A 12812-nucleotide genomic window follows, 5' to 3' on the forward strand; every position below is an offset into this window, starting at 1 on the left:
CATGTCGATGACGGCGACCCTGATCCTGGCCATGGGCGTCTTCCTGACGCTGGTATTGGCCATGGCGGCCTTTGCCGCGCCTGCCCGCTCGCGCAGCCAGACGCGACGGCTGGCGGGGCTTCGCGGTCGCGTCGCGCTCGACCTCGGCAAGCCGCTGGAGGCCGTCGCCGCCTCGCGCGGGATCGCGCTGGCCGGTGACACGCGGATGGACAAGGCGTTTGGCCGCCTGCTCCCCAATCCCGCCAAGCTGGCCACCCGGCTGGACAGTACCGGACGCGACTGGACCGTCGGCCAATATGGCATGGCGAGTGCGGGACTGTCGTTCGGGATGCTGATCCTGCTGATGGTCTTCGGCCTGCCCTTCTTCGGCGCGCTGCTGCTCGGCATCGCCCTCGGCCTCTGGGTGCCGCATCTGGTCGTCGGCCGCATGATCGTGAAGCGGCGCAACAAGTTCGTCGTCCGCTTTCCCGACGCCATCGAACTGCTGGTCCGCGGCCTGCGTTCGGGCCTGCCGATCAGCGAGACGATGGCGGTCGTCGCGCTCGAACTACCGGGTCCGATCGGCGAGGAGTTCCGCGCCGTCACCGACCGGATGCGCATCGGCCGCAGCATGGACGCCGCGCTTCAGGAAACCGCCGACCGGCTCGACATTCCCGAATTCCGCTTCTTCGTCATCGCCATCGCCATCCAGCGCGAAACCGGCGGCAACCTGGCCGAGACGCTGTCCAACCTGGCCGATGTGCTGCGCAAGCGTGCGCAGATGAAGCTGAAGATCAAGGCGATGTCGTCCGAATCCAAGGCGTCGGCCTATATCATCGGTTTCCTCCCCTTTGCCGTGTTCGGCATGATCTGGATGATCAACCAGCCCTATATGGCCCGCTTCTTCATCGATCCGCGCCTGATGCTGGTCGGGGCGGCGGGCTTCGTCTGGATGGGCCTGGGCGCCTTCATCATGTCCCGCATGATCAGTTTCGAGATCTGAATGACCAGTCCCGCGCCCGCCATTCTCGGCCTCGACCCCGCATCGCTCAGCGCGCTGCTTTGGGGCGTCTGCGTCTTTGCGCTGCTGGTCGCGGGCTATGCCCTGATCGGCAGTCGCGACCCGATGACGAAGCGGGTGCGCGCCTTGAACGAACGGCGCGAGCTGCTGAAGGCCGGGATCGACAATGCGCCGAAGCGCCGTGCGCAACTGATCGACCGCGCCACGTTGCTGGAGCGGATGCGCACCGTCCTGGACGCGCTCAAGATGCTGCAGGACGAACAGGTCAAGGCGATTCAGCTGCGCCTGCTCCAGGCCGGCATCCGCTCGAAGGAGATGGCGTTCGCGGTCATCTTCGGACGGCTGGCCCTGCCGATCGTCCTGGGCGGCGGCATGGCCCTGTGGGTCTATGGCACCGAGGACTTTGCCGATTGGAGCGGCTTCAGCTGCTACATGATCGTCGCGGGTACGCTCCTGCTGGCCTATAAGGCTCCGGACTTGGCGCTCAAGAACCAGGTCGACAAGCGCACTGCCGCGATCCGCAAGGGCCTGCCCGATGCGCTCGACCTGATGGTCATCTGCGCCGAGGCGGGGTTGACCGTCGATGCCGCCTTTGCCCGCGTCTCGCGCGAGTTGCGCCGCGCCTATCCCGAACTGGGCGACGAATTTCAGCTGACCTCGGTCGAACTCGGCTTCCTGACCGACCGGCGGCAGGCGCTGGAAAACCTGGCCATGCGGGTCAATCTCGATTCGCTGCGCGGGGTCGTCACCACGATGATCCAGACCGAGAAATACGGCACGCCTCTGGCCAGCGCGCTGCGTGTCCTGTCGGCCGAATTCCGTCACGAACGCATGATGCGCGCCGAGGAAAAGGCCGCACGCCTGCCCGCGATCATGACCGTGCCGCTGATCCTGTTCATCCTGCCGGTGCTGTTCGTCGTCATCCTCGGCCCCGCCGCCTGTTCGATCAAGGACACGCTGATCGCCGGACAATAGGGACGGCCGGGCAATAAGCCCGCCACTCGCAACCAGCGCCCCCGCCAGTCGTTGACCGGTCGTAACAGACCAAAATCAACAGGATGGGATCGACGCGATGCTGTTCACTTCGACGACGCAGTTCGCCGTGCTGGGGCTGGTCCTCATTGCGGGTTGGCTCTTCGGGCTGGCGAGCCATCCGGGCGGCCGCAAATGGCGCACCCGCTACGCCACCGAGCGGGATGCCCATGCCGCACAGGTGAAGGATACCGAGGCCAAGCTGACGGCGGCACAGGCCCGCATCGCCGAGCTGGAAAAGGATAACCGCCGCTTGGCCAGTGCCCAGCCGGTCGCGGCTGCGCCGGTGGTGGAGCGGGCGGCACCCGCCTCGACCTATCGCCCGGTCGCGGCGAGCGCGGCGCGTCCGGCCTATCCGGCGGGTGAGCGTCGCGGGTGGTTCGACTTTGGGAACCGGGTGACGACGCGCGGGTGATTGGTTTCGTGGAGTTAGGGCTCGGTGAGACACCCGGCCCTCCCCCATCCCCTCCCGCTTGCGGGAGGGGTGTGCCCAGCGGAAACGTCTAGCGCTTCAATCGGCCCGTCGTTTTTGAGGGACGCGAAACCGCAGCCCGGAAACGCGCCCCTCCCGCAGGCTGGAGGGGATGGGGGAGGGAAGGTTCCGGGCGACAAACCCGCCGAAACCACCCCTCCCCGACAATCACCGCGCCTTCAACGCCGCCTGTGCCGCCGCCAGCCGTGCGATCGGCACGCGATAGGGGCTGGCCGAGACATAATCCAACCCGACCGCTTCGCAGAAAGCGATCGACGCCGGATCGCCGCCATGCTCGCCACAGATACCGAGCTTGATCCCGGGCCGCGTCGCGCGACCGCGCTCGGCGGCCAGGCTGACCAGTTCGCCCACACCGTCCACATCCAGGCTGACGAACGGGTCCTTGGCATAGATGCCCTTCTCGACATAGGCGCTCAGGAAGCGCGCCGCGTCGTCACGGCTGACGCCCAGCGTCGTCTGGGTCAGGTCGTTGGTGCCGAAGGAGAAGAATTCGCCGACTTCGGCAATCTCGCCCGCCTTCAGCGCGGCGCGCGGCAGCTCGATCATGGTGCCGACCAGATATTCGACCGTCTTGCCGCGTTCGGCGAAGACCGCCTGCGCGGCCTTGTCGACCACCGTCTTCATCAGCTCCAGTTCGCGGCGCGTGGCGACCAGCGGGATCATGACCTCGGGGATCGGGGCCTCACCCGACTTTTCCGCCACGTCCAGCGCCGCCTCGAAGATGGCGCGCGCCTGTATTTCGTAGATTTCCGGATAGGTCACGCCCAGGCGGCAGCCGCGATGGCCGAGCATCGGGTTGAACTCGTGGAGTTCGGTGGCCCGGCGCTTCAGCGTATCGACGTCGACGCCCGCCGCCGTCGCGACCTCGGCGAACTCGGCCTCCTGCTGCGGCAGGAATTCGTGCAGCGGCGGGTCGAGCAGGCGCACCGTCACCGGCAGGCCCGCCATCACCTCGAAGATCGCGGTGAAGTCGGCGCGCTGTTCGGGCAGCAGCTTGGCGAGCGCGGCGCGGCGGCCAGCTTCGTCCGAGGCCAGGATCATCTGGCGCACCGCCGTGATCCGGGCGGCGTCGAAGAACATATGCTCGGTGCGGCACAGCCCGACGCCCTCCGCGCCGAACTCGCGCGCGGTGCGGCAGTCGAGCGGGGTTTCCGCATTGGCGCGGACCTTCAGGCGACGGACCTGATCGGCCCATTCCATCAGCGTGCCGAAATCGCCCGCCAGTTCGGGCTGCACGGTCGCCACCGCGCCGACCATCACCTCGCCGGTCGAACCGTCGAGCGTCAGGATGTCTCCCTCGCGCACTTCGCGCGAGCCCACGCGCAGCAACTTGGCCTTATTGTCGATCGACAGGCTGCCCGCACCCGAGACGCAGGGACGCCCCATGCCGCGCGCCACGACCGCCGCATGGCTGGTCATGCCGCCGCGCGCGGTCAGGATGCCCTTGGCCGCGTGCATGCCGTGAATATCCTCCGGCGAGGTTTCGACACGGACGAGGATCACCGCCTCACCCGCCGCCGCCGCACGCTCGGCGGCATCGGCGTCGAACACCACCTTCCCCGAGGCCGCACCCGGCGAGGCAGGAAGCCCCTTGGTCAGCACGTCGCGCTTGGCATCGGGATCGAGCGTCGGGTGGAGCAACTGGTCGAGTGCCGCCGGATCGACCCGCGCGATCGCTTCCTCGCGGGTGATCAGCCCCTCATTCGCCATATCGACCGCGATCTTCAGCGCCGCCTTGGCGGTACGCTTGCCCGAGCGGGTCTGGAGCATCCAGAGCTTGGCCTGTTCGACCGTGAACTCGATGTCCTGCATGTCGCGGTAATGGGTTTCGAGCTGGTCGAAGACGGCGGCCAGCTCGGCATAGACCTCGGGCATCGCCTCTTCCATCGAGGCGGGCTTGGCGTTCGCTTCCTCGCGCGCGGCCTTGGTCAGATATTGCGGCGTGCGGATGCCCGCGACCACATCCTCGCCCTGCGCGTTGATCAGGAACTCGCCATAATAGGCGCGATCACCCTTGGACGGATCGCGCGTGAAGGCCACGCCCGTCGCCGAGGTGTCGCCCATATTGCCGAAGACCATCGCCTGCACATTGACGGCGGTGCCCCAGTCGGCGGGAATGTCGTTCAGGCGGCGATAGACCTTCGCCCGCTCCGACTGCCACGACCCGAACACCGCGCCGACCGCGCCCCAAAGCTGGTCGTGCACGTCCTGGGGGAAAGGCTTGCCCCACTGCTCCTCGACCAGGCCCTTGTAGACGGTGACCAGCGCCTTCCAGTCCTCGGCCGACATCTCGGTATCGAGAGTGAAGCCGTTGTCTTCCTTGGCGATCTCAAGCGCTTCCTCGAAAGCACCGTGATCCAGCTCCAAGACGACATCGGCATACATCTGGATGAAGCGGCGATAGCTGTCCCAGGCGAAACGCTCGTCACCCGCCTTCTTGGCCAGCCCCTCGACGGTTTCGTCGTTCAGGCCCAGGTTCAGCACCGTGTCCATCATGCCCGGCATCGACACCCGCGCGCCCGAGCGGACCGAAACCAGCAGCGGGTTTTCCGGATCGCCGAAGCGCTTCTCCGTCACCGCCTCGATATGCGCGATGCCGTCGGCCACCTCGTCGCGCAGCTCCTGCGGGAACTGCTCGCCATCCTCATAATAGCGGGTGCACATCGCGGTCGAGATGGTGAAGCCCGGCGGCACCGGCAGGCCGATCGAGGCCATCTCGGCCAGGTTCGCGCCCTTGCCGCCAAGCAGGTTCTTGTCCCCCTTACCGCCGTCCGAAACGCCGCCGCCGAAACGGTACACATAGGTCATCGGTTCGATCCTTTACTGGTCGTCACGTCCGACGCCCTGGGGACACAGGCGTCGGTGTTAATAAGGCGATATTGCCGGAGGGGAAGACAGGAACGTTCGCCCCCGTCTCCCGATCCGGCTCAACTCATCCCTCGATCCTCGAGAAATCCGCCACCGTATGCACGGCGGCCCGGACCCGCGCGAGCAACGCAAGACGCGCAGTCCGCTTGGCCGGATCGGCGTCGTTGACGGTCACGTCGTCGAAGAACCGGTCGATCGGCGCGCGAAGCGAGGCGAGCGCGGCCATCGCCGCCTCGAAATCCTCGGCCTGCACCGCTTGCGCAGCCTTGGGCTCGGCCGCGTCGAGCGCGGCGATCAGATCGGCCTCGGCGGGTTCGAGCGTATAGGTCGGCGCGGTCCAGGCCTGATCGCCCTCGACGCCCTCCTTCTTCAGGATGTTCGCGGCGCGCTTATAGCCTGCGAGCAGGTTGGTGCCGTCGTCGGTGGTGACGAAGGCTTGGAGGGCGCGAACTCGGGCGAGCAGGCTGACGAGATCGTCCTCACCGCCGAGCGCGAATACCGCGTCAATAAGGTCATGACGGACGCCCGCTTCACGCTGCTGAACTTTCAGGCGGTCGGCAAAAAATTCAACGACCTGCCCATAAAACACCTCGCTTTGAGCGACTTTATTAAGCGCGTCATTGAGCAACCGAAACCGCTCCGGAGGAATGCTTTGCTCACCAGCCATTTCCGACAGGTAGGAGAATGCGTCAAGTTCGTTATCAATAGCGAACTTCGAAATAATTCTTATTTGATCAATCCTACCGGCAAGCTTTTCGCGTTGCTCGATAGTTGATTTCAGACTTTCGTTGATCACCTCATAAGTCACGAGGGCAATCGCTCTAATTAAATTGGCAATCGAAACCCGAATATTGTTTGATTGTATGAGCGCGATGATGCCAAGGCATGCGCGTCGAAGCGCGTAGGGATCCTTGGAACCTGTTGGCCAATCTCCAACAAAAAGAAACTGACACAAAGTATCGAGCTTATCTGCCATCGCCACGGCAACCGTGACGGACGCAGTAGGGACGTCGTCCCCCTGCCCGACCGGCTTGTAGTGGTCGCGAACCGCCTCGGCGACAGCCAGGTCCTCACCCTGCGCGGCGGCATAATAACCGCCCATTAGACCTTGCAATTCCGGGAATTCGCCGACCATGCCGGTAACAAGGTCGACCTTAGCCAGTTCCGCCGCGCGACGGGCCAGCACTGGGTCACAGCTAGAAACGACTCCCTCACTGGCCAGCAATTGGGCCAACTTGGCCACCCGCTCGACCTTGTCGGCGACGGTGCCGAGCTTTTCGTGGAAGACGATCTTTTCCAGCTTGGGCCGCAGATCGTCGAGCTTCGTCTTCAGGTCCGTCTCGTAGAAGAAGCGCGCGTCGGACAGGCGGGCGGCGAGCACCTTGCCATTGCCCTCGACGATCTTCGCGCCGCCATCGGTCGCCTCGATATTGGCGGTGCAGACGAACGCGTTCGCCAGCTTGCCGTCACCCGAACGGCAGACGAAATACTTCTGGTTCACCCGCGCGGTCAGCCGGATGACTTCGGGCGGCACGTCGAGATAGGCTTCGTCGAAGCGCCCGAGCAGCGGCACCGGCCATTCGGTCAGCCCGGCATTCTCGGCCACCAGCCCTTCGTCTTCGACCAGCTCCAGCCCGGCCTCGGCGGCCAAAGCCGATGCCCGCTCACGGATGATCGCGGCGCGCTCGTCCTGGTCGACCAGCACCTTGGCGGCGCGAAGCTGTTCGACATAGGTGTCGGCACCGGTCAGCACGATCTCGGCGGGCGCGTGGAAGCGGTGGCCGCGCGTGACATTGCCGCTCGTGATCCCGGCGATTGCGAACGGCACCACCTCGCCGCCGAACAGCGCGACGATGGCGTGCAGCGGACGGACCCAGCGCATCGATTCGGTCGAGGCGGACTCCGCCCCCCAGCGCATCGACTTGGGCCAGGGGAAGGCGCGGACGATGGCGGGGATCGCCTCGGCCAGCACTTGCGCCGTCGCGCGGCCGGGCTTCTCGGTGATCGCGAACAGCACGCCGTCGCGCTCGGTCAGCTGCTCGCGCGTCAGCCCGGTCTTGCGCAGGAAGCCCTCCAGCGCCTGCGGGGGGGCGGAGGCGCGTGGCCCCTTCACTTCCTCGGACACGGCCTCGGTCGCGGCAGGCAACCCACGTGCGATCAGTGCGAGGCGACGCGGCCCGGCATAGGTTACGATCTCACCCGCCGACAGTCCGGCCTTGGCGAGTTCGGCGGTGAACAGCTTGGCGAGGTTCTCCCGCGCCCCCGCCTGCATCCGGGCGGGGATTTCTTCGGAGCGAAGTTCGAGCAGAAAATCGGTCATCACGCGGCCCAGCCGTTCTTGTCCATCCAGGCGCCGCACGCGCCCTTCGCCAGATCGCGGACGCGGCCCATATAGGCCTGGCGCTCCGCCACCGAAATCACGCCGCGCGCCTGCAGCAGGTTGAAGGTGTGGCTGGCCTTGATCGCCTGTTCATAGGCGGGGATGGGCAGCTTGGCCTCCAGACAGCGCTCGCACTCGGCCGCCGCCTTTTTGAAGGCGTCGAACAGCGTGTCGGTGTCGGCGACCTCGAAGTTCCAGGTCGACATCTGCTTCTCGTTTTCGAGAAACACGTCGCCGTAACTCACGCCCGCATCGTTGAAGCGCAGGTCGTACACATTGTCGACGTCCTGGATATACATGGCCAGGCGTTCGAGCCCGTAGGTCAGCTCGCCCGCGACCGGCTTCATGTCGTATCCGCCCATCTGCTGGAAATAGGTGAACTGCGTCACCTCCATCCCGTCGCACCAGACTTCCCAGCCCAGTCCCCAGGCACCCAAAGTCGGGCTTTCCCAATCATCCTCGACGAAGCGGATGTCGTGCTTCGTCATGTCGACGCCGATCGCGGCTAGGCTGCCCAGATACAGGTCCTGCAGGTCGGCGGGCGAGGGCTTCAGGATCACCTGATACTGGTAATAATGCTGGAGCCGGTTGGGGTTCTCGCCATAGCGGCCGTCGGTCGGGCGGCGGCACGGCTGAACGAAGGCGGCGTTCCAGCTGTCCGGCCCCAGCGCGCGCAGCGTGGTCGCGGGGTGAAAGGTGCCCGCCCCCATCTCCATGTCATAGGGTTGCAGGATCACGCATCCCCGCTCGCTCCAATAGTCATGGAGGGTGAGGATCATGCGCTGGAAGGAAAGTGGTCCTTCCGGGGGGCCGTTTCGGGTCTGCATAATGGGGCAGGCTTTGGCGGATGGCCCTTGTGCGGTCAAGGCGAGCGGGCTTTTCGTAACCGCACCGGCCGCCGCATCCGCGTGAGCGGATCAAGCGCAAAGTCAGCCAGACATGATATTTTGTCAGGTCTTATTGACAGTGTCGCGACTTACTGTCACCTTGTCATGGTCACCTGACATTACGTCATGCTTGGGTGACAAAGGGAGGTTGGCCATGCAAGAGGAGGTGGACATGAAAAATCGCCTCAAAGTGCTGCGCGCCGAACGCAACTGGAGCCAGGCGGAACTCGCCGGGCGGCTGGATGTGTCGCGCCAGGCCGTCAACGCCATCGAGACGGGGAAATACGACCCCTCGCTACCGCTCGCCTTCCGCATCGGACGGCTGTTCGAAATGCCCATCGAGGAGATTTTCGATGATGAACATGACGGTGAGTGAGGGTAGCGCCCGCTGGGGTGAGAGCCGCGAGGCGGGGCGCGTGGCACGACGCCGCAAACGTCGCACCGTTTTGTTGACGGCCTGGGGCGGCATCCTGCTGATCGGGGCCCTTCTATCCGGCTTCGGCGGCGACCTGGGGTTTCCTAATCCCCGCGCCTTGTCGCACATCGCCATCGTCTTGATCTTCCTGATCGGCGGCGTGCTCATCTGGCGAAACTGGCGCGAAACTGATGAGATGCAACGCCGTCTGGCGATCCAGACTTGGGCCGTCATCGGCCTGACGAATTTTCTGCTCGTTCCGACCTTCAATGTCCTGAGCGAGTGGACCGGGCATTTCGAATGGAACGCCCATGTCTGGAAGATATCCGTGGCAACCGGACTGATCTATTACCTGATCCAGCGGGTGCGGTCATGATTCGCCGTCTGACCCGCACGGCCATCGGTACCGGTATCGCGCTATCGCTGCTCGGCTGGGGTGTCGGACGGGTGGGCGAGGTCACGCTCGATACGCTTCGCCCAACCATACGGACTGCCAGCATCGCCGACCACAAGCTCGCAATCCCAAAGTTTTCCGTCCATCTTTCCATCGAGGTGCGGCCATGACCGATCTATCCGAGCGCGATACCCGTGGTCCCAGCGAGCGTGCCAATCGTCGACTGGTCGCCATTTCGGGGGCGCTGGGCGGCGTGATCGGCGCTGCGATGGCGATCATGTCCGTCGTCCAACTGCCCCACGGGGCCAAGCCCGGTTCGCTCGATATGTGGACATCGCCGCTGCCGCTATGGTTCGCGATCATCATGGCGCTGGTGTGGGGCGTCTTCCTGCCGATCATCTCCTGGCGCTGGCATCGGGTCGTCGACGAGCATGAGAGCCGCGCCTATCGCGACGGCGCGCTGGCTGCCTTTTACGTCGTGGCCCTGGGCGCCCCCGTCTGGTGGTTCCTGTGGCGCGGCGGCGTGCTCCCGCCCCTTCAGGTCGAATGGGTGTACGGCGCGCTGATGGCGAGCTGCGGCATCGTCTGGATGTGGCGCAAATATGCCTGATATCTCCCTTTTCCCATCCGGCCCTTCCTTTTCCGAAAGTCCGATCCCATGAAGACGATCATGAAAGCCGCCCTCACCTCGCTTGCGCTGATGCTGGCGCTGCCCGCCTGTGCACAGAGCAAGCCCGCGCAAGCTGCCAATGATGCCGATCCCGCTTTGTGGGTGGTCAAGGATGCCGACACGACCATCTATCTGTTCGGCACCATCCATGTGCTGAAGCCCGGCCTGTCCTGGTTCGACGAAGCGGTGAAGACCGCCTTCGACAAGTCGGACCAGCTGATGCTGGAGATGGTGCAGCCCGATCCGGCGACCATGCAGCAGATCGTGATGAAGAACGGGTTCGTCACCACCGGCCCGACCCTGACCGAGCAGCTGCCCGCCGACAAGCGCGGCGCCTATCTGAAGGCGGTGACCGATCTGGGGGCCGATCCGCGCAACTTCGACCGGATGAAGCCCTGGCTGGTGGGCGTCACCCTGTCGCTCGCGCCGATCCAGAAGCTGGGTTACGATCCGAAGAACGGGCCGGAGACGGTGCTGGCCGACGCGGCCAAGGCGGCGAACAAGCCCGTCGCAGGGCTGGAAACCGCCGAGCAGCAGATCGGCTTTTTCAACGGCCTGTCGCAAAAGGCACAGATCGAGTTCCTGACCTCGACGGTCGACGACCTGCCCAAGGCGGGTGAGGAAATGGCCGAGATGGTCGACGAATGGGCCAAGGGCGATCCCGACGCACTGGCTAAGACGATGAATGAAAGCCTGAAGGACTCGCCCGAGGTCGCCAAGACCTTGCTGACCGACCGCAACGCCCGCTGGGCGACGTGGATCAAGGAGCGCATGGCCAAGCCCGGCACCATCTTCATCGCGATCGGCGCGGGGCATCTGGCGGGTAACGACAGCGTCCAGGCACAGCTCGCCAAGCAGGGGATCAAGGCCGAACGCATCGCCTATTGATCCCCGTCACGGGGGCCGGTCCGGGCGACGGCATCGTCATCGCCCGGACGCAAAAGCCTGTTCTATCGACAGTCTGGCCCGGATGGCCGATGAAGGGGCGGGACGACGATGCGGCGATGCTGGTTGGTGACGAATGCCGGGTCCGGCTCGACCGCTGCCGACGGCATCGCGCAGATCGAGACACGGCTGGCCGCGCAAGGCCGGACCTTGGTCGGGCGGACCGGCTTTCCCGATCAGGCCATCCCCTCCCCCATGGACCTCAATGCGACGGGCGCGACGCTGGTCGTGCTTCTGGCGGGAGACGGCACCGTCAACGCCGTACTCACCGCACTCGATGGCTGGGCGGGATCGGTGCTGATCCTGCCCGGCGGCACGATGAACCTGCTGGCCAAGCAGCTGCACGGCGATGTTTCGGCCGAAACGATCTTGGAAAGGCTGGAGCAGAGGCCGCCGCCCCGCTGGATCGCGCTTCCTTATGTCACCGGCGACGGACACCGCGCCTATGCCGGGCTGATCCTCGGCCCCGCCACCCGCTGGGTTCATGCCCGTGAAGCCGCGCGCGCCGGGCGACCCAGGCAACTTCTCCGTGCGATCGGTCAGGCATGGCGCCGGACCTTCAGCCGGGGCTTGCGGTTGCAGGATATGCCGGAGCTGCCCCGTGCCTATCAGGCGGTGTTCGTCCAGCCGGACGAGGCGGCGATGGCGCTGACGGCGGTGGATGCGCGACAATGGCGGCGGATGATGGAACTGGGCTGGGCTGCGATGCGGGGCGATTGGGCCGAGGCGAAGGGCGTGACGCGCGTCACCGCCTCGTCATTCCGACTGGCCAGCCGCAAAGCCGGCCTGGCGCTGTTCGACGGCGAGCCCCGGATGCTCGGCCCCCGCTGTACGATCACCACCGGTCGGACCAGCGCCCTCGTGCTGGCGACCGATCAGGCGCCATCCTCGGCGGCCAGGTCGTCGTCGGAGGGCTCGTAACCCAATATGTCCCCCGGCTCGCAGTCGAGATAACGGCAGATGGCCGCCAGCGTGGAAAAGCGCACCCCCTTCACCTTGCCCGACTTCAGCAGCGACAGGTTCGATTCGGTGATCCCGATCGCGCGGGCGAGTTCGTTCGACTTCACCTTGCGACGCACCAGCATCAGATCGAGATGGACGGTCACAGGCATCAGACGATCTCGGCCAGATCGCCCCGCGCGCGCAACCCCGCCGCCAGCGCCCAGGTCGCGGCCCAGGCCGCACAGGCGAGCAGCAGTCGCTCGATAATCAGGGTAAATTCGATCGAATAGGAAAAGGCCCCGACATCCGTCACCGCCCCCAGAAAGACGGCATCCCGCAACACTTGTGCCAGGGGTTCGGCGATCGCCATGGCAATGCCCGCGGCGGTCGCCCGCTGCAACCAGCGCATTCCGCTCCAATCGCGATGCTCCTGCCGATTGCCGAAACGCCATAGCGCCATGCCGACCGAGAAGAACAATAGCGTGAAGGGCAAGACATCCAGCATCTGGATGCCCAACAATCGCCACCACCAATAGGGTTCCGCCATGGCAGCGGTCATGCGTTCCGAGGCCTTGGGCAGATTGGCGATGACATGCCGGACCTCCGGCGACAATTGATCGAGCGGCTGGGGCTTGGCGCGGCATCCGTCGTCGCAGTCGATCATGAAGGCCTGCCACTGCGGCCCCACCAGCATCGTGGGCAGCGTCGCGACCCCCGCCCCCGCAATCAGGAAGCACAACACCGCAAACGCCCGCACCGCCCGAGCCCGCCCCCGGCTCATGAAAT

The 12812-nt window shown here is 65.4% G+C and carries 14 protein-coding genes; 9 read left to right on the forward strand and 5 right to left on the reverse strand.

Annotation, left to right across the window (positions count from 1 at the left end; all coding sequences use genetic code 11):
* Position 1 precedes the first annotated feature (1 nt).
* The 3 genes from ASF14_RS09550 (at position 2) to ASF14_RS09560 (ending at position 2447) form a co-directional block, all read left to right on the forward strand.
* A complete protein-coding gene (locus tag ASF14_RS09550; protein WP_056434441.1) occupies positions 2–982 on the forward strand; it encodes a type II secretion system F family protein in 981 nt (326 codons plus the stop codon).
* Positions 983–1975 carry a type II secretion system F family protein gene (locus tag ASF14_RS09555; protein ID WP_056434443.1) on the forward strand — a complete coding sequence of 331 codons (993 nt, stop codon included), beginning with the start codon at positions 983–985 and terminating at the stop codon, positions 1973–1975.
* A gap of 97 nt (positions 1976–2072) precedes the next feature.
* Positions 2073–2447, forward strand: coding sequence for a hypothetical protein (locus ASF14_RS09560; RefSeq protein ID WP_056434445.1), 375 nt, complete (start codon positions 2073–2075; stop codon positions 2445–2447).
* 225 nt (positions 2448–2672) lie between these two features.
* On the opposite strand, the gene ppdK is transcribed toward ASF14_RS09560, so the two are convergent.
* The 3 genes from ppdK to ASF14_RS09575 all read right to left on the reverse strand — a co-directional run bounded on the left by ppdK (position 2673) and on the right by ASF14_RS09575 (position 8552).
* Complete coding sequence (gene ppdK, locus ASF14_RS09565) at positions 2673–5333, reverse strand: pyruvate, phosphate dikinase (RefSeq protein ID WP_056434447.1); 2661 nt, start codon at positions 5331–5333, stop codon at positions 2673–2675.
* Positions 5334–5457: 124 nt separating this feature from the next.
* On the reverse strand, positions 5458–7713 hold the full coding sequence (gene glyS / locus ASF14_RS09570) for a glycine--tRNA ligase subunit beta (protein WP_056434640.1): 2256 nt from the start codon (positions 7711–7713) through the stop codon (positions 5458–5460).
* Entirely contained in the window at positions 7713–8552 is an 840-nt protein-coding gene (locus ASF14_RS09575; protein ID WP_056434449.1) for a glycine--tRNA ligase subunit alpha, read from the reverse strand. Before ASF14_RS09575 ends, glyS begins: the two co-directional genes overlap by 1 nt.
* 280 nt (positions 8553–8832) lie before the next feature.
* Between ASF14_RS09575 and ASF14_RS09580 the strand changes: the two genes are divergently transcribed.
* The 6 genes from ASF14_RS09580 to ASF14_RS09605 all read left to right on the forward strand — a co-directional run bounded on the left by ASF14_RS09580 (position 8833) and on the right by ASF14_RS09605 (position 12005).
* The gene (locus ASF14_RS09580) at positions 8833–9036 is read left to right on the forward strand and encodes a helix-turn-helix transcriptional regulator (RefSeq protein WP_056434642.1); all 204 of its coding nucleotides are present in this window, start codon (positions 8833–8835) and stop codon (positions 9034–9036) included.
* On the forward strand, positions 9014–9451 hold the full coding sequence (locus tag ASF14_RS09585) for a hypothetical protein (protein ID WP_156361109.1): 438 nt from the start codon (positions 9014–9016) through the stop codon (positions 9449–9451). Before ASF14_RS09580 ends, ASF14_RS09585 begins: the two co-directional genes overlap by 23 nt.
* On the forward strand, positions 9448–9639 hold the full coding sequence (locus ASF14_RS09590; protein WP_056434453.1) for a hypothetical protein: 192 nt from the start codon (positions 9448–9450) through the stop codon (positions 9637–9639). The genes ASF14_RS09585 and ASF14_RS09590 overlap by 4 nt, the downstream gene beginning before the upstream one ends.
* Complete coding sequence (locus ASF14_RS09595) at positions 9636–10079, forward strand: hypothetical protein (RefSeq protein WP_056434455.1); 444 nt, start codon at positions 9636–9638, stop codon at positions 10077–10079. Before ASF14_RS09590 ends, ASF14_RS09595 begins: the two co-directional genes overlap by 4 nt.
* Before the next feature lie 60 nt (positions 10080–10139).
* Positions 10140–11027, forward strand: a complete 888-nt coding sequence (locus tag ASF14_RS09600) for a TraB/GumN family protein (protein ID WP_236697008.1) — start codon at positions 10140–10142, stop codon at positions 11025–11027.
* 108 nt (positions 11028–11135) lie between these two features.
* On the forward strand, positions 11136–12005 hold the full coding sequence (locus ASF14_RS09605; protein ID WP_056434459.1) for a diacylglycerol/lipid kinase family protein: 870 nt from the start codon (positions 11136–11138) through the stop codon (positions 12003–12005).
* Here the strand turns inward: ASF14_RS09605 and ASF14_RS09610 are convergent.
* Complete coding sequence (locus ASF14_RS09610; RefSeq protein WP_056434461.1) at positions 11960–12196, reverse strand: helix-turn-helix domain-containing protein; 237 nt, start codon at positions 12194–12196, stop codon at positions 11960–11962. The genes ASF14_RS09605 and ASF14_RS09610 overlap by 46 nt on opposite strands.
* Positions 12196–12807: a hypothetical protein gene (locus ASF14_RS09615; RefSeq protein ID WP_156361110.1), complete on the reverse strand. Its 612-nt coding sequence runs from the start codon at positions 12805–12807 to the stop codon at positions 12196–12198. The genes ASF14_RS09610 and ASF14_RS09615 overlap by 1 nt, the downstream gene beginning before the upstream one ends.
* Between the last annotated feature and the right edge of the window lie 5 nt (positions 12808–12812).

This window comes from Sphingomonas sp. Leaf257 (assembly GCF_001422185.1).
Classification (GTDB): Bacteria; Pseudomonadota; Alphaproteobacteria; order Sphingomonadales; family Sphingomonadaceae; genus Sphingomonas; species Sphingomonas yabuuchiae.